We start from the raw sequence: 16,989 nt of genomic DNA, 5'->3' as shown, positions 1-16,989 counted from the left end.
TGATGGCTTTATTGATATGACAAGATGATAATGCCATGAGTAAACCATCATTACCGCCCCACTGGCAACAAAACCAAAAAGCGGCAAAAGCGACTCAAGTGGCTTTCGATCTCGATGAAAAATTTCAGTACAGTATTCGTAAGGCGGCTCTAGATGCTGGTGTCAGTCCTTCTGATCAAATTAGAGATATTTTAGGCCTCAGTGTCACAAAGCGCCCCAAACGTCCTAGACTGACCGTCTCATTAAGCAGCGAAGATTATGCATTACTGGCAGAAAAATATCAGCTACCTATCGACGCTCAATTAGAAATTAAAAAGCAAGTTCTCAATGATTTAGTAAAATTTGTTGATGAAGAATAAGCCTTTTTCATCAACAATATCTCACCGCTTTCAAAAGTTTTACATCCGTTAAGCTTGCAGCTTATACTGAAGCCCTGCAAACTTGAAATGGACTTGCTGCATGGAAGAAACAGAGCGTCGAATACTCCACAAAACGGAAGCCTTAACGCCAATGCTGTTAGCAATGATGTTACTATCATTACTCTCAGTGATTGTTGTGTTGACCTTGGCTTTTGCCAAACTCAATCCTGAAACACGCTATCTGCTCTTTATTATCGACACCAGTATTTGCATTATTTTTTTGACCCATTTCTTTTATGGTTTTTTTAAATCATCCAACAAAAAAAATTACCTAAAACATCATTGGATCGATCTCATTGCCAGCATTCCGGCAGTGGAAGCCTTTCGTTTTGCCAGGCTGTTTCAAATTCTCAGAGTGATCCGCTTAATTCGCATGACCCGATCTTTACTGGTTCCGCTTGTCACACAGCGAAACCAAACGACCCTTGCCGGATTACTCGTTGCCATGGTGACTATTTTAACTTTATCTTCTGTTTTTATGTTAATTGTTGAAAATGGTGTACCCGGTGCCAATATTATTACTGCAGAAGATGCTATTTGGTGGGCGATTGTGACTATTTCAACTGTCGGTTATGGAGATTATTTTCCTATTACGCCATTAGGTCATGTGATTGGCGCACTCGTCATTATTTGTGGCGTTAGTTTTTTTGGTGTTATTTCAGGTTATATGGCCTCCATTCTCATTGCGCCTGGCGATCATGAACAACTCGAAGCCTATGGAAATGAAATGCGTAATGATTTTGAAGACTACTGTCTAAGAGTTGAAGAAAGTCAAAATAAATTACTGGCCGAAATTAGTGCACTTAAAGAGATGATAGCGCAACAAAATTTCAGCCAAAGCCAGTCCAATGAAAAACCTTAATCTAAACAGCTGAACATTAAGCCATTAAAAAATCTTCACTCTTCAATATATTATTTAATAATATCAGTTGAATATTACCATAGTCAGTATGAGAGAAGAGTGACGCCATTTTAGCGCTTACAATCAGATCATTTGTCTCATTTTGCTGTTGTTCGGCTTCCCTTTCATCATCAAATGAGACTTCGTCAATCGCTTCTATTAGCTGCTCAAACATCGCTTTACCCTCATCTGAAAGACCTTGGATATAAGAAAATACAATTTGTAGCAATTTTAAATGCTGTTGAAAAAGCTGATATCGACTCACAGAGTCACTTATCTCTTCTTCACCCAAAGCCTCTTCCAACGCCAACCAATTCGCTAACCCTGCCGTCAAGCATTCATGGACTCTCACAGGATAAGAAGCCGAATCTTGCTGATTAATCATAAGGCTCACTTGCTCTTTAAAGTGCGCCAATTTTTCTGTATCGCTCAATTGCTGGCGATTTTCAGCACGAATAATGCCTGCTTTCGCGGCTAAAGCATAGCCTCGCTTAGCTTTGCTGGATTGCCCAAAGCGCATTGGGATCTTAGTAAGCAGGTACTCTGCCAGCGTGATGAGTGTCTCGCTGCTACCTGAAATCAACTCAAGCTCCAACTCACAAATGGACTCATTCAGTTCGTCGATATAGATAGAACCCACGTCTAAAGCCACCTCAATAAGACTATTATTCCAGCTAATATGCCAGCACAGTCTTTGAAAATCGGTACTAAATAAACATTGTAAATCATTATTCACGAATGAAACTTGTGCATTACTTGGCCAGATATGACACGGAAAAAGAACCAAATTCGGAAAATCTTGCTCAATATTCACATTAAATTCGGGTCGATTATGCACCCCTCCCACCACAGTGCCTGCCGTCTTAATTGTTTGTTCTCTTTTAGAACCAACTTGCCTGATCCTCAGCCCCATATCCCAGTGGCGTAATTGCAACCCTGGCGTGTCAAAATATTTATTCTTGAGTGTCACAAGTGGCTTAGCCTCACAATCATTTAAATGATTAAACAGCTCAATAATGCTTTTTTTGTTCTGTTGCTGAAACAGTAACTTCAATTCTATTTCCGTTGCCATATAACTTTTAACACGCCTCATCATGAAATTTTAATCAAACTGTCATCAAGCCTTCATTCGTGTAATATTTTTGTAATATTAACGCCGTAGGATGCGATTTACAGTTATGAAGTAACTCGTTAAAATAAAAACTGGTCCATTTATACAAAAACACAGTTTTAATACGTTGGCGCTTGAGTTAACATGCGCCCGATTTTTCCAATAATGGAATAACCAAAAATAGGTAAACGGCAATGCCAGTCAACTCTATTTTAGGCGTGTTTGCAAAATCGCCCATAAAGCCTCTACAAGAGCATATCGACAAAGTATATGATTGTTCATCCCTACTTGTCCCATTTTTCGAAGCCACTATGTCAGGAAACTGGGATAGTGCCGTTAAGCTGCGCAAAAAAATTAGCCAAGCAGAAAGAGATGCTGATTCACTAAAACGTGAGATCCGCTTGAAACTGCCTGGTGGTTTATTTATGCCAGTTGAGCGCACTGATTTACTGGAGCTGCTTACCCAGCAAGATAAAATAGCAAATAAATCGAAAGATATCTCAGGCCGAGTCATTGGTCGTGAACTACTTGTTCCTACTGAGATCCAAACCCCTTTCTTAACCTACCTGACTCGTTGTTTAGACGCTGTAGGGATGGCAAAAGAAGCCATTAACGAACTTGATGACTTGTTAGAAACAGGTTTTCGGGGTCGCGAAGTGACTTTAGTAGAAAAAATGATCAGCAAGCTTGATAGCATTGAAGAGGATACGGATAGTTTACAAATCAATATTCGTCGCCAACTTTTTGCCATCGAGAATGAAATGAATCCAATTGATGTGATGTTTTTATATAAGATCATCGAATGGGTAGGTGATTTAGCCGACCTCGCAGAACGCGTTGGTTCTCGCTTAGAGCTAATGCTAGCTCGCGTCTAACAATAAGATTAATAAGGCAGTGACATGGTTGATGTATTAATCACCAATGGCCCGTGGCTAATTGCCATCGCGGCTACATTTGGGTTTTTAATGGCATGGGGTATTGGCGCAAATGACGTCGCCAATGCAATGGGGACTTCGGTAGGCTCTAAAGCAATTACCATTAAACAAGCGATTATTATCGCGATGATTTTTGAATTTGCGGGTGCATATCTTGCCGGTGGTGAAGTCACCAGTACGATACGTAAAGGGATTATCGATTCAGCCTATTTTGTGAATGCGCCCGAATTACTCGTCTACGGAATGATAGCGTCCTTGTTGGCTGCAGGTATCTGGTTAATCTTAGCCTCTGCGCTAGGCTGGCCGGTATCGACAACACACTCTATCATTGGCGCCATTGTTGGTTTTGCTGCGGTAGGTGTGAGTCCCGATGCGGTTGAATGGGGTAAAGTGGGTGGTATCGTTGGCTCTTGGATTGTCACCCCTGCGATTTCTGGTTTTATTGCTTTTGCTATTTTCCAAAGTGTACAAAAACTCATCTTCAATACCGATGATCCATTGAGTAATGCTAAACGTTTTGTGCCCTATTACATGGGATTAGCCGCCTTTGTAATGTCACTGGTTACCATTAAAAAAGGCTTAAAGCACTTGGGCTTAGACTTCACTAATGGCCAAGCGTATGCCTTAGCTGTTGGCCTATCGGTCTTAGTTGTTATCGGTGGTATGATTGCCGTTAAACGCCTCAAAATGGATGCGAAGGCCGATCGCCAAACACAGTTTGGTAATGTTGAGAAAGTCTTCGCCATTTTAATGGTCGTAACAGCCTGTTGTATGGCCTTTGCTCATGGTTCAAATGATGTGGCTAATGCAATTGGTCCACTGGCTGCTGTTGTCTCTGTGGTACAAAGTGGTGGCGAAATTGGCAGTAAATCCCCTCTTGTTTGGTGGATCCTTCCACTCGGTGGCATCGGTATCGTCATGGGTCTGGCTATTTTTGGTAAACGCGTCATGAAAACCATTGGCTCTAACATTACCCATTTAACCCCGAGTCGAGGCTTTGCTGCAGAGCTTGCAGCCGCCTCAACGGTTGTCATTGCATCAGGCACAGGTTTACCGATTTCAACCACACAAACCTTAGTGGGTGCAGTGCTAGGTGTCGGTATGGCTCGCGGCATTGCGGCGATTAATATTGGGGTTGTTCGTAATATTGTTGTCTCTTGGGTGATCACCTTACCCGCAGGTGCTGGGTTGTCTATTATTTTCTTCTTTACCATCAAAGGTGTTTTTAGTTAACGCCATAAGATAACATCATTGAAATAGCTTCAATGCATAGAAGCCTGCTTATGAGCAGGCTTCTTTTTTACCATTAACAATTAGCAGTATCACTTGCAAACAGCGCGCTAAATCCCTAGCATGTCCTCATATATTTAATTGAAGAGAATTCTGAAGTGTTAAGACTCCTGACTTTAGTGGGGTTACTATTACTCTCCCCAAGCTTACTGGCGGCCAATCAAACTCGCTATATCTCTGATGATGTCTATCTCTATTTACTCGGTGGACCCGGAACCCAATACCGTATACTTGGCAGTGTCGAAGCAGGTCAAAGTGTCACCTTTCTTTCTGAAACACAGGGTGACTACAGCAAAATTATCGATCCTAAGGGGCGTGAAGGTTGGGTTGAAACTAAGTTACTGACCAAAGAAGAAAGCTTACGTTTTAAATACCCTAAACTTCAAAAAGAATTGGAAGACACTAAAGTCAAACTGACTCAGTCTTTAAGTTCAAATGAGACCAATACTCAAGATTTAAGTGATGCCAAAGCGCAAGTTGCTAAATTAAAAGCGATCCTTGAAACCACAACGGATCAAAGAGACGAAGCTAACGCCAAGTTGGATCATATTCAAGCCAACGAGCGCTTTGAAATGTGGAAAGAAGGCGGCATCATTGCGGGCATTGGTGCACTTGTCGGTATGATTCTAATTTACATGCCAAGACCAAGACGCAGAAATAAAAACAAATACCAATCAAGGTTTTAAATAAATTGTAAATCATTTTTATATTCCAATGATTCAAAAAGCCAATGCCCTTTGCATTGGCTTTTTTGTTGCCAGTAAAAAATAACAAAACTAGCGCTTGTTCCTCACATTATTTTATCGTTATACTCTCGATCAAATAATCATATATTGTATACAAAATACAAAAACCAGCCCATATCCAACTTAAGCGGTGCTTTATCAGGTAAGCGGGCACACAAATGGAACTATTCACTATGTTTAAAGCCAGTCAGCTTCTCTCCGGTTTCTATGACTCTGCAACTCTTGATCAACTCTTTAATGCAATTAGCGATAATTACATCGTCGATGAAGAAGCCTATTTATCTGAGCTTATCACCTTAGTGCCCACATCAAAGGACACCTTAGAGACCATTCATCACCGCGCAGAAGACTTAGTAAAACAAGTCCGTCAATACGATAAAAAAGGACTCACAGTAGGCATTGATGCTTTTCTACAACAATATAGCTTAGAGACTCAAGAAGGCATTATTTTGATGTGTCTGGCAGAAGCCTTACTTAGGATCCCAGACAGTGCCACCGCCGATGCGCTCATTCAAGATAAGTTATCTGGTGCCCAATGGGATGAACATCTAAGGCAAAGTGATTCCGTTTTAGTCAATGCATCCACTTGGGGGCTGATGTTGACAGGCAAAATCGTCAAACTGGATAAAAACACCGACGGCCAACCCAGTCACTTACTCAACCGCTTAGTAAATCGCATGGGTGAACCTGTGATCCGCCAAGCGATGCTCGCAGCAATGAAGATCATGGGTAAACAATTTGTATTAGGCCGAAACATTAAAGAAGCCTTAAAAAACAGCGAAGCTAAACGCAAAATGGGCTATACCCACAGCTATGATATGCTCGGGGAAGCCGCATTAACGCAAAAAGATGCACTGCAATATTTTCAAGATTATAGTCAAGCTATCGATGCTTTAGCTGCTAAACGCTACAATGAGAATGATGCGCCTAGACCGACTATTTCCATTAAATTATCTGCATTGCATCCTCGCTATGAAGCTGCCAAAGAAGCCCGCGTGTTAACCGAGCTATTTGACACTGTCAGTGCCCTTATCACCCAAGCCAGAAAGTTGAACATTGGGATTTCAATTGATGCAGAAGAGGCCGATCGACTCGAGCTGTCTTTAAAGCTATTCCAAAAGCTCTATCAATCAACCGCCGCTAAAGGCTGGGGATTACTGGGTATTGTTGTGCAAGCCTACTCTAAACGAGCTTTACCGGTTTTATGCTGGCTCACTCGTTTAGCCAAAGAACAAGGCGATGAGATCCCTTTGAGGCTCGTCAAAGGGGCTTATTGGGATAGCGAGCTGAAGTGGGCCCAAGAAAAAGGGGAAGCGGGTTATCCATTATTTACCCGCAAAGCTGGCACCGATGTATCGTATCTGGCTTGCGCACGCTATTTATTATCTGAGGTAACTCAAGGAGCCATTTACCCACAATTTGCCAGCCACAATGCACAAACTGTCGCCAGCATTGCCTATATGGCAGGGGAACGTAAACATGAGTTCCAACGTCTTCATGGTATGGGTGAAGAGTTATATGACACGCTATTAGCCGAGAAGCAGTCCACCAGCGTTCGAATTTATGCCCCCGTTGGCGCCCATAAAGATTTATTACCTTACTTAGTGCGCCGTCTATTAGAAAATGGCGCTAACACTTCTTTTGTGCATAAGTTAATTGATCCCAAAACCCCCATTAACTCGCTGATCACTCATCCGATAGTTAACCTTAAAAAACATGCGACGTTTGCAAACAAAGCCATTGTATTGCCTCAACATATTTTCGATGATAATCGTCAAAATTCAAAAGGTTTAAACCTGAATATTGATTCAGAATCTATTCCTTTCCTTAAAGCCATCAATCAATTTAATCACACTCAATGGTCTGGTGCCCCTTTAGTGGACGGTAAAGCGTTAGAAGGCGACAGCATAAGCGTCAACAGCCCATTCAACACTCAGTTAATAGTGGGGAAAATCTGTTTTGCCGATGAAGCGGCCATAGAAAATGCGCTCGACAGTGCCAGCAAATCTTTTCATCGCTGGTCAAAAACACCAGTCGCTGTCCGCGCTGAGACCATCAACAAACTGGCTGACTTACTAGAAGAAAACCGATGTGAACTCATTGCCTTATGCACGCGAGAAGCAGGGAAAAGCATTCAAGATGGTATTGATGAAGTCAGAGAAGCCGTCGACTTTTGCCGCTATTATGCAATTCAAGCCACTAAAATGATGACCCATCCCCAAAAACTTAATGGCCCAACGGGAGAATTAAATGAGCTTTTTGTACAAGGTCGAGGCCTCTTTGTGTGTATCAGTCCTTGGAACTTCCCTTTAGCCATTTTCTTAGGACAAATTACTGCTGCACTGGCAGCAGGTAATACTGTTATTGCCAAACCCGCGGAACAAACGTCATTAATTGGTTATCGTGCTGTAGAGCTTGCACATCAAGCTGGGATCCCAGCCGATGTATTGCAATTTCTCCCCGGTACAGGAGCAACAGTGGGCTCAGCTATTACTCGTGATGAGCGTATTGCTGGGGTTTGTTTTACTGGCTCGACTCAAACAGCCAAACGGATCAATATCACACTGGCTAACCGTGAAGGGGCGATCATTCCTCTTATTGCTGAAACCGGTGGTCAAAATGCCATGGTTGTTGACTCAACGTCACAGCCTGAGCAAGTGGTTAATGATGTTATTTCTTCCGCTTTTACCAGTGCAGGACAACGCTGCTCAGCGCTAAGAGTGCTATATTTACAAGAAGATATTGCCGATCGTGTCATCGATGTGATGAAAGGCGCGATGGATGAGATCTGCATTGGCGATCCTAGTTTGTTAAAAACCGATGTCGGACCGGTTATTGATGCAACCGCGCAAGCCAATCTGAATGCCCACATTGATCATATCAAGCAAACTGGAAAGTTAGTAAAGTCTGTCCCTCTTCCAAAAGGAAGTGACAAGGGGTATTTTGTCTCACCCACAGCCGTTGAAATTGAATCTATCAAAGTCCTTAACAAGGAACATTTTGGCCCTATTTTGCATATCATACGCTTTGCAGCCAATAAGCTCGATGACATTATTAATGACATCAACAGTACAGGTTTTGGACTCACACTGGGGATCCATAGCCGAAATGAAGGCCATGCACTCGCCTTGGCTGATCGCGTCAATGTGGGTAATGTCTACATTAATCGCAACCAAATTGGCGCAGTAGTGGGAGTACAACCTTTCGGCGGCCAAGGCCTTTCAGGCACAGGTCCAAAAGCTGGCGGTCCACATTACCTCACTCAATTCGTCACAGAGAAAACGCGTACCAATAATATTACCGCCATTGGCGGCAATGCCACACTATTATCCTTGGGGGATGGTGATGATTGGTTAGACCAATAACCCTTCTCACTTTTATTGCAAGGTAAAAATAAAACCCACCAACAAGTGGGTTTTATTTTACTATACCGATCCTTTTTCGAGCAGAAGCATTAAGTTAACAGCTAGCGTAAACTATCAACTTATTGCGCCTTCCAACTCACATCAAGATCAGCAAAATTGCTGTAAGCATATGCGCCAATATACCATGTTCCAGCAACAGGCGTACTCAAGGTACAGGTTTCTTCATTCCCATTCTTAAAAGGACGACAATCATAACTCGATAGTGTTGGCTGCCCCGCTTGCCTAACGTATAAATCTGCATCCCCAGAACCACCTGTTGTTGAGACAATCAAAGATTGCATTCCACTGGGTACGGTAACTTCATATTGCAGCCAGTTCCCCCTAGTCGCCGATTGTCCCAGCCAATGACCACTGTCTCCTCCGCCATTACCTTCAGAAAAAGAACCTAACAATGTCATCCCTGCATAGCTGGCATAACCACGCACCATGACATAATAATCCCCAGCATCATTAGGAGTGAATTGGCAGCTTTCATCATTCCCCCCAATATAAGGACGACAATCATAATCATTGGTAGTCGGTCTAGCACCTAATTTTACATACAAGTCAGCGTCGCCTGTTCCACCTGAAGTGGCAATCGTCACACTACTAGCTTGAGCAGGCACCGATAACACATAATAAGCTTCACTGCTCTTAGCACCCGATAAATTGGTCACAGGCACATCGTTAACCAAAGGAATACTGTCATCATTACCCGCCTCGGTATTAAATCCCAACTCAATGGCAAACGCCATGGCGAGTTTGGCAAAATTTAGTTCATGGTTACCCGTTGCATCGAGTTTATCTTCGGTATCATTAATCGTATGAATAGAGCGATTATACTGATTCATTCGCGCTTCAAAGGGCATACTGGCCGGATAACCTAAATTGTGCCATGAAGCATGATCAGAACAACCATATCCACAACTGTCAGTCCCATAACTCACACCCGTCAAATAAGTATCGACTAAGCTCATTAAATAACTGTTGAGTCCAGAGTCGGTATAATCATCCATAAAGATAATATCTTCTGTACTGCCAATATACCCTGTCATATCGAGCTGCATTACAGCGATGATATTATCGTTATCGGTTGAAGCCTGACTGGCAATTTCACCACTGCCTCTAAGCCCCACTTCTTCAGCAGCATAGCCCATAAACTTAATAGTCCGTTTAGGCTGGATACCTTGCGACATGAAAACACGGATCACTTCCGTTATCGTTGCAATACCAGAGGCATTATCATCGGCCCCAGGAGCCTGCATATTATTCCCCGAACCTGAATTACTGATAGAGTCTAAGTGCCCACCGATGACAATAATATCATCAGGGGCTTCGCTCCCTGTTAAGGTTAATATGACTGAGTCTTGAGACCAAGCAGCATGAGGATAATAGCTCATACTCGCCCAGCTTTCGCCACTACTCAGTTGGCTCCAAGTATCACCTATCCACTGCGCTGCACTCACACCTTGAGTGGAATTATAATAACGATTGTCAAAAGCCGATAGCGTACTGATAGAAGCCAGTAAACTCGCACTTGAAAGTAGCGGCAACGCTGCATTCACTTTATCAGCTTGATTAATTGGTGGTGGATTAAACGCCAACAAATGCACAGGAAGTTGACTCACCGCATAGGCTTCGGCTTCAGAATCATGAACGGTGAACCCTCCACAGCGTTGATGCTCCTCATGCATCAATTCGCTTAACGTCAGTACTTCTTTTTCTGAAATTTTAGCAACCATTTTATGTTGTAAATTATTCGGACTGCTAGGAACTAATACATTTGCATTCACTCGCTTCAAAAGCTTAAGTGAATCAGCATCAGTTGTGATCCATAAATCATTCGCATAAGCCTTTGATGCCAGCATTGCCCCCGAAAAAACCAGTAGTGCAGTAGTAAAAACGCGCTTCATTGTTATTTTCCTTTTAATGTTATTGTTGAAACATCCTTTTAGCCTGAACTCAGAATGTTCAGTGTCAGTTAAACTTGAAGCAATGTTTAATCAGTCTTTAAAATAATTAATTTAATTATTTCAATCACTTTTAATCATACAGGTATCGCACTTTTATTCGATATCAAAGCGGGGATTTCCACCACACATACAGGCGACAACGCGAAGTCTCAACACAGATAAAAGCAAAATAATGATATCCCTCTGTATGACATAAACTGAGTTCAGGATTTTTTTATAATGCATTTATTGACGATAAACCCGTCAACATATCGCCCTTCACATTATAGGCAATAACAATTCGATAACACTAATTTAGTTTACTCTAAATTAATTATTTTCAGAAGTATTCACTTTATTTCAAGGTGCTCATTACAGATCAACCATCAGGACTATCGATCAATAGCTATATGAGACAAAAGTCATTTTGTGACAAAGATCGCCACCATGTGTGACCCATTGTCGCAATCAATCACTTTATGTTTGACCTGATAGATTGTTTATTGACAATGCCCGCCTCAATGACCAAACAGAATAATCAAATAGAGTTACCATGACCTCCCCGCATTTTTCATTTTATGCCGCTATCGCTTTGAGTCTGAGTTTAGCGCCTCAACATTTCGCTTTCGCTCATACAGAAATCATTAACACTGATACTGTGGAAATTGATGAACATCTGGTGATCACCAGCGACCCCATGCTTGAGCCTGTCAAAATCAGTACTGATCCCAAAAAGCCTAGGCTTCCACTGCCTGCTTATGATGGTGCGGGCTATCTCAAAACCATTTCAGGATTCAATGTGGGCCGTAAAGGAGGAGCTGGTGGCGATCCTACGTTACGAGGTATGGGAGGATCGCGTGTCAGTATCGTTGATGATAACCAACATGTATACGGCACATGCGGAGGGAGAATGGATCCGCCTACGGCTTATATCTATCCTGAAACCTACTCCAGTATTACTGTCATCAAAGGGCCACAAACCGTTAAATATGGTCCAGTGGGATCCGCAGGGACGGTTTTATTTGAAAAAGATCGTCATAGTTTCACTGACACTGATTTGGAAGGCCGCCTCAGCACCACCTTTGGCAGCTTTAATCGTCGTGATTATGTTGGAGCCCTAAAAGGCGGCAACACACAAGGTTATATTGATATCGATGCCAATCAATCCAGTAGTAATGATTACAAAGATGGCAGCGGCAATAGAGTACAATCAAGCTACGATCGCCACAATGCCAGTATTGCTATGGGCTGGACACCGACGCAAGACAGCGTTATTGAACTTGCTTATGGGTACTCTAATGGTAATGCAGAGTATGCTGATCGCTCCAATCGAGCACGCGAAATTAAAAATGAAAATGTGAGTTTGCTCGCTCAAGTAGATTTTGATCATCCCTTGTTAGATAAAATAGAAATGCAAGCCTACAGTAATCATAACAATCACATCATGGACCAATTTGACCTTGGTGTGAATGCTGGAGCCAATGTCAGGCGCAATACCGCCGGAGGACATATTTGGTTCGATCTCATTCCAAGTGACGATCTCTCCCTTACGCTAGGTATGGATCACATGCAAAGTCAACATAAGGGTCGATACCTAGATAAAACCCAAGACAATGGACTCAATGATCTACTCGCAAAGCCCTTTAGAGACAATTTAGAGTATAAAAATAGTGCCTTATTTAGTGAACTCACCTATGCATTAGAAAATGGTAATATCGTCTCAGGTTTACGGTTTGATCATTGGAATACTGAACTGTTTATCGGGCAAACGGGCAAGCGAACCGATGAACTCAGCAGCGGTTACCTTCGCTATGAGCTTCCAATACAGCAAGATCAGTATTATATAGGTCTAGCTCATGCCCAAAGAATGCCTGACTATTGGGAATTGATGAAAGCCGACTCAGGTGATCTCTCCCAAAAAGCGTTCAACTTAAAACCAGAAAAAAACACCCAAATTGATATAGGTTGGATTTACCAAGATGAAATAATCGTCTCAACATCATTATTTTATAGCCAAGTTAAAGACTATATACTGATTAACAGCAACACAGATAAAACAACAGCTTACAACATTGACGCCACTATATGGGGTGGTGAATTGGAACTCAATGTACCGCTATCGGCACATTGGTCAACCCAAAGCAGCCTCAGCTACAGTCATGGCCGAAATGACACAGAACATACGCCCCTTGGACAAATATCCCCACTAGAGGCAAAGTTTGCATTGAATTATGAATACCAAGCATGGGCAGTTGGCACATTATGGCGAGTGGTTGCAGCCCAAAACCGCGTCACATTAGGTGAAGGTAATATTGCAGGACAAGATTTAAGCAAGAGCAGCGCTTTTAACACTGTTGCGCTCAATGCCAGCTGGCGTCATGATTTAGGTTTGCTGATTAGCTTGGGGATTGAGAACCTTTTTAATTCCACTTATGCTGAGCATATTAGCCGCTCAGGAGCCAGTAATGATGCACCGGGCAGCGAACCTATGTTTCAAGTGAATGAACCTGGTCGCACGGCGTGGGTTAAAGTCGATTATACTTTTTAACCTTGTTTCACAATGGATCATTTGCCAAAAAACACTGTTTATTGGCAAATGATTTAGACTTTAATTTAAATAGGTATAGTTCAAATATAATGTTATGTCTTGATTATGTTAGATTCCATGTATTGTGATAATACACAGACGGTCCGACAACTTACATTAAATATATAAGCAAGGAAAACAGTCACCTTTACAGCCAAAAAACAAGATTATATTCATTAACAACACGTATAATGATGATATGATTTATCACCATATAAAGAAAAGCCATGCCGCTAAACAACAAACGCATCTTTCTTGGGTTTTCGCTAACCGCACAACAAACTCAAAAAATCGCTCTTATACAGAGCAAATTACCGGATAATGTCAGATTAGTCCCCAAGGCCAATTTACATATGACCTTAGCTTTTTTAGGCCGTATAAGCACACATCATCTCTTCCAACTCAATCAACACGTTAGTCTGATTACAAAAACCACATTCCAAGTCACGTTAAATGAACTCACATATTGGAAGAAACCTAAAATAGTCTGTTTAAAAGGGTCCGCTAATGACACAAACTTGCTGCAACTCGCCAATCACGCACAATTAATGGCAAAAAAGTTAAACCTACACCAGAGTGAATACCCTTACACACCTCATATTACGCTCTGCCGAAAAGCTAAACCGGAAATAGAAACACTCATTAAACATATCCGTTATCAACCACTCATACTCAGCCCCAAGCAATTGCACCTGTTTGAATCTTTTCCCGGCAAAAATAGTGTCGAATACCCTATTATTGAAAGTTGGGTGCTTTGAGTAAATAAAGCCAAACAGGGTTGTTACATGATCTGACAAATAAAAAGTAAAGCAGAAAAAAGCGAGTTTTGCATCCAAATAAATTAAAACCATGATTACCTAAAAAATGATATCTATCTTACATACGCACCTGTTATTTTTGGCATATTCCAAACAGGGCAACCATCTTCGATAAAAAGTTTTACTTCTTTTCCTGACATAAATGCTGCCAAAAGCAAACTATATAGTCTCTCATCTTTTTTCGTCTCAACATCAATTAAAAACTTATTCTTAACACCACAAGTCGTTGGATTACTGGCAACATCTACAGTTAATATAATATCAGCTTGACCAGGAGGTTGTTGATTAAACTCTGTTATTTTTCCATAACTGCTCCAGCCTACTGCATAAACATTAGAAGATAATAGTAATAAAACTATCATCGTTAATTTGAATAAATATATCATAAATACTTCCTATGTTACTCATAATTAATCAATACTAGCTTATGATCGAGTTTAAATAAAAATACTCAATCGATTTGCCAATTAGAGATTTATTATATCTCAATGCTAATACAAGATCTCTTCGATGATGTTCATATTTTAAAATATAAACTAAGATGAACCATTAATTTGCCCATACATCAATTCACATAACTTACATCTTATCAAACACGATAAAGAGGCTGCGTGCACTTAATACTAAGGTGACACAAAAAATAATTACGGCTGAAATATTCCCAAACCAGCCATTTTTATATGCGCCTAATTTTTCTGTATTCATTATCCACAAGAGAAATAACGTCACCAAAGGCAATAAAATGCCATTGGCAATCTGCGCAAGGAAAATCACCCTGATCGGTTCATAATCCGCACTCGAGATAAGTGCGCCAATCAATATAATTCCGCCCCAAATAACTTTAAATGATATTGAGTGTAAATCACGGCTTAAATTCAATATTTCACTCAATGCGAATGCCGCTGCAAGAGGCGCTGTGAGCGCTGAGGAAAGGCCAGCTGTGACGAGTCCAATGGCAATAAAGACGCTTGAATACTCCCCCATAATGGGTGTCAAACTCGGCGCTAAATCAGCAGCATTAATAATAGCAATACCTTTACCAAAAAAAGCCATCGCAGCCGTAGAGACAATCGCGATAGAAATCAACCCTCCTAATGGAATTGAAACAAAAATATCTTTTCTAGCCAAGAGTAAATCATCACTCTTATGCCACTTTTTACTGACTATTGATGAATGTAGAAATAAGCTGTATGGCACCACACTGGTACCAATCAATGCAATTATCGTTAAACTCGCACCAGCAGGAATTCTCGGTATAAGTAACCCACTAAAAAATAGTTTTAATTCCGGTTTTGTCAAAATAAATGTCACTAAAAAAGCCATACTCATTAATCCAACTAAGCACATCAAACTACGCTCGATGAATTGATAATTCCCCTTAAACAATATGATAAAAGCGATAAGACTGATGAGTAGTGGCCAGATTGAAATCTGAGAATAAAGATAACCATCAGAAAATAAATGAGATAATCCCAAACTCGCTCCTAGAATATTGCCACTTTGATATGCACCATTACCAATGACAATCGCAATCATAATGAGACTTCCAATTGCTACTTTTAATACTCGGCTACTACAAGCTTCTCGAATATTTTCTGCTAATCCTTTTTGAGTCACTATACCTAAACGAGCAGCCATCTCTTGCAAGCTTATCGTTACCACCATTGAAAAAAGTAAAGCCCATAGCAATGAAAAACCATAATCCGCTCCAGCAAGAGAAGCCGTGATCACTGTGCCAGGGCCAATAAAGGCGGCAGTGACAAGGCAAGCAGGTCCAAGCTGAGGAAATTTCATGTATTGAATCACTATTGCTGAGTTTTGACTGAGTTTTTATATAGTAGTTATAGCAATACTCATTAGGTGATGCTGTATTAAATACTTCCTCTTTCACAGCGCCCCTTTAAAATTGAAGATAGATTCTGATAGTTTGTCTATTTTGATAAAGTAACTCTTGATACACATGATTTAAACGACTCTGCTTAGCAACTGAATCTAAGAATAAAAATTTTTCTTATAAGTAAAGAGAAACATCAATCTATATCGCCATGTTTATTACCAATACCAATATCACCTTCAGGACGACAAGTATTCATGACTTTATCAACTATTTCATTCGTTAAACTAGGGGCTAATTTCTTTAAACAAGAAAACTGAATCGCCTTATTACGTTTTTGTAAATCACCATCGGGATGCTTATTTTCTGCCGGTTTTACATCAGTAAAGCAATCTTTCCAAGCTTCAACTGTGATGTTATTGCCTACAGTATTGGTTGGGATCCCCAGCACTTTTGCATAATTAGGAACAATACACGATCCCACATTTCTATTGGGATCATTATCAGCAAAAACACTACGCATCATGATCACAGGTAAGATAAGTAAGAAAAACAAAACAATTCGATTCATAACACACCTTATCCAGAGAATTAAACTCACATAGTTAAGACCAAAGCTGTTCAATTAAGTTCACAAGCTTTAAATATGTAACATACTAATTATAATAAATTTTCCCCATAATTGATCAATTCAGAAACTCACCTATACGGGGTTCAAAACACGCTACATTGCGTTATACCAATCTCGTAAACAATGACGTCTGTCATGGGTCATTACCAAAAAGCAGACAAAACAAAGAGTGGCGCCTGTCATGGGCCATTGATATGCATCCTGCGTCAATGACATTTCCTACATCCTATAGGTCACCAGCTGCGGGTAAACCCTCCGCGTTAAACTACATGGATCTGGAGAATGTAGAAAATGTCTGGAACTATTTTCTATCAATGGGCGCAAAGCTACGCTTCGCCAACAACGCCCATTTCACCCTACG

14 protein-coding genes are annotated in these 16,989 nt (G+C 41.0%); 8 read left to right on the top strand and 6 right to left on the bottom strand.

Translation table 11 applies throughout. The features are described from left to right. Positions 1–35: 35 nt before the first annotated feature. Positions 36–359 (top strand): hypothetical protein, encoded by a 324-nt coding sequence (locus Q0779_RS11730; protein ID WP_298772775.1) that lies wholly within the window; start codon positions 36–38, stop codon positions 357–359. A gap of 100 nt (positions 360–459) precedes the next feature. Beyond that, positions 460–1,281, top strand: coding sequence for a potassium channel family protein (locus tag Q0779_RS11725; protein ID WP_298772774.1), 822 nt, complete (start codon positions 460–462; stop codon positions 1,279–1,281). A 16-nt stretch (positions 1,282–1,297) separates the two neighbouring features. Here Q0779_RS11725 and Q0779_RS11720 read toward each other — a convergent pair whose 3' ends face one another. Then, positions 1,298–2,392 (bottom strand): inorganic triphosphatase, encoded by a 1,095-nt coding sequence (locus Q0779_RS11720; RefSeq protein ID WP_298772772.1) that lies wholly within the window; start codon positions 2,390–2,392, stop codon positions 1,298–1,300. A gap of 233 nt (positions 2,393–2,625) precedes the next feature. Between Q0779_RS11720 and Q0779_RS11715 the strand changes: the two genes are divergently transcribed. The 4 genes from Q0779_RS11715 to putA all read left to right on the top strand — a co-directional run bounded on the left by Q0779_RS11715 (position 2,626) and on the right by putA (position 8,767). After that, the gene (locus Q0779_RS11715; protein WP_298772771.1) at positions 2,626–3,306 is read left to right on the top strand and encodes a TIGR00153 family protein; all 681 of its coding nucleotides are present in this window, start codon (positions 2,626–2,628) and stop codon (positions 3,304–3,306) included. Positions 3,307–3,330: 24 nt separating this feature from the next. Beyond that, entirely contained in the window at positions 3,331–4,599 is a 1,269-nt protein-coding gene (locus tag Q0779_RS11710) for an inorganic phosphate transporter (protein WP_298772769.1), read from the top strand. Between the two features lie 155 nt (positions 4,600–4,754). Next, positions 4,755–5,342, top strand: coding sequence for a TIGR04211 family SH3 domain-containing protein (locus Q0779_RS11705; RefSeq protein WP_298772767.1), 588 nt, complete (start codon positions 4,755–4,757; stop codon positions 5,340–5,342). Between the two features lie 218 nt (positions 5,343–5,560). Next, positions 5,561–8,767, top strand: coding sequence for a bifunctional proline dehydrogenase/L-glutamate gamma-semialdehyde dehydrogenase PutA (gene putA / locus Q0779_RS11700; protein ID WP_298772765.1), 3,207 nt, complete (start codon positions 5,561–5,563; stop codon positions 8,765–8,767). A 119-nt stretch (positions 8,768–8,886) separates the two neighbouring features. Here putA and Q0779_RS11695 read toward each other — a convergent pair whose 3' ends face one another. Beyond that, the gene (locus Q0779_RS11695) at positions 8,887–10,719 is read right to left on the bottom strand and encodes a M20/M25/M40 family metallo-hydrolase (protein WP_298772763.1); all 1,833 of its coding nucleotides are present in this window, start codon (positions 10,717–10,719) and stop codon (positions 8,887–8,889) included. 592 nt (positions 10,720–11,311) lie between these two features. Between Q0779_RS11695 and Q0779_RS11690 the strand changes: the two genes are divergently transcribed. Beyond that, entirely contained in the window at positions 11,312–13,306 is a 1,995-nt protein-coding gene (locus Q0779_RS11690; protein WP_298772761.1) for a TonB-dependent copper receptor, read from the top strand. Positions 13,307–13,572: 266 nt separating this feature from the next. Then, a complete protein-coding gene (gene thpR / locus Q0779_RS11685) occupies positions 13,573–14,103 on the top strand; it encodes an RNA 2',3'-cyclic phosphodiesterase (RefSeq protein WP_298772759.1) in 531 nt (176 codons plus the stop codon). Positions 14,104–14,216: 113 nt separating this feature from the next. Here thpR and Q0779_RS11680 read toward each other — a convergent pair whose 3' ends face one another. The 4 genes from Q0779_RS11680 to Q0779_RS11665 all read right to left on the bottom strand — a co-directional run bounded on the left by Q0779_RS11680 (position 14,217) and on the right by Q0779_RS11665 (position 16,844). Further along, a complete protein-coding gene (locus tag Q0779_RS11680; protein ID WP_298772758.1) occupies positions 14,217–14,549 on the bottom strand; it encodes a hypothetical protein in 333 nt (110 codons plus the stop codon). 193 nt (positions 14,550–14,742) lie between these two features. Beyond that, complete coding sequence (locus Q0779_RS11675) at positions 14,743–15,957, bottom strand: Nramp family divalent metal transporter (protein ID WP_298772757.1); 1,215 nt, start codon at positions 15,955–15,957, stop codon at positions 14,743–14,745. A 236-nt stretch (positions 15,958–16,193) separates the two neighbouring features. Continuing rightward, entirely contained in the window at positions 16,194–16,568 is a 375-nt protein-coding gene (locus Q0779_RS11670) for a hypothetical protein (RefSeq protein WP_298772756.1), read from the bottom strand. Positions 16,569–16,721: 153 nt separating this feature from the next. Next, the gene (locus Q0779_RS11665; protein WP_298772755.1) at positions 16,722–16,844 is read right to left on the bottom strand and encodes a hypothetical protein; all 123 of its coding nucleotides are present in this window, start codon (positions 16,842–16,844) and stop codon (positions 16,722–16,724) included. Positions 16,845–16,989: the final 145 nt, after the last annotated feature.

It is taken from the genome of uncultured Shewanella sp., from assembly GCF_947491715.1.
GTDB lineage: Bacteria > Pseudomonadota > Gammaproteobacteria > Enterobacterales > Shewanellaceae > Shewanella.
The sequence above is the reverse complement of the archived record's forward strand: the minus strand, read 5'-3'. Positions and strand labels throughout refer to the sequence as shown.

Bases quoted from the DNA above. Each gene is read 5' to 3' on its own strand.
- Q0779_RS11680 (WP_298772758.1), bottom strand. From the start codon at position 14,549: ATGATATATTTATTCAAATTAACGATGATAGTTTTATTACTATTATCT.
- Q0779_RS11695 (WP_298772763.1), bottom strand. From the start codon at position 10,719: ATGAAGCGCGTTTTTACTACTGCACTACTGGTTTTTTCGGGGGCAATG.
- Q0779_RS11710 (WP_298772769.1), top strand. From the start codon at position 3,331: ATGGTTGATGTATTAATCACCAATGGCCCGTGGCTAATTGCCATCGCG.
- Q0779_RS11675 (WP_298772757.1), bottom strand. From the start codon at position 15,957: ATGAAATTTCCTCAGCTTGGACCTGCTTGCCTTGTCACTGCCGCCTTT.
- Q0779_RS11690 (WP_298772761.1), top strand. From the start codon at position 11,312: ATGACCTCCCCGCATTTTTCATTTTATGCCGCTATCGCTTTGAGTCTG.
- putA (WP_298772765.1), top strand. From the start codon at position 5,561: ATGGAACTATTCACTATGTTTAAAGCCAGTCAGCTTCTCTCCGGTTTC.
- Q0779_RS11665 (WP_298772755.1), bottom strand. From the start codon at position 16,844: ATGTCATTGACGCAGGATGCATATCAATGGCCCATGACAGGCGCCACT.
- Q0779_RS11725 (WP_298772774.1), top strand. From the start codon at position 460: ATGGAAGAAACAGAGCGTCGAATACTCCACAAAACGGAAGCCTTAACG.
- Q0779_RS11670 (WP_298772756.1), bottom strand. From the start codon at position 16,568: ATGAATCGAATTGTTTTGTTTTTCTTACTTATCTTACCTGTGATCATG.
- Q0779_RS11715 (WP_298772771.1), top strand. From the start codon at position 2,626: ATGCCAGTCAACTCTATTTTAGGCGTGTTTGCAAAATCGCCCATAAAG.
- Q0779_RS11720 (WP_298772772.1), bottom strand. From the start codon at position 2,392: ATGGCAACGGAAATAGAATTGAAGTTACTGTTTCAGCAACAGAACAAA.
- thpR (WP_298772759.1), top strand. From the start codon at position 13,573: ATGCCGCTAAACAACAAACGCATCTTTCTTGGGTTTTCGCTAACCGCA.
- Q0779_RS11730 (WP_298772775.1), top strand. From the start codon at position 36: ATGAGTAAACCATCATTACCGCCCCACTGGCAACAAAACCAAAAAGCG.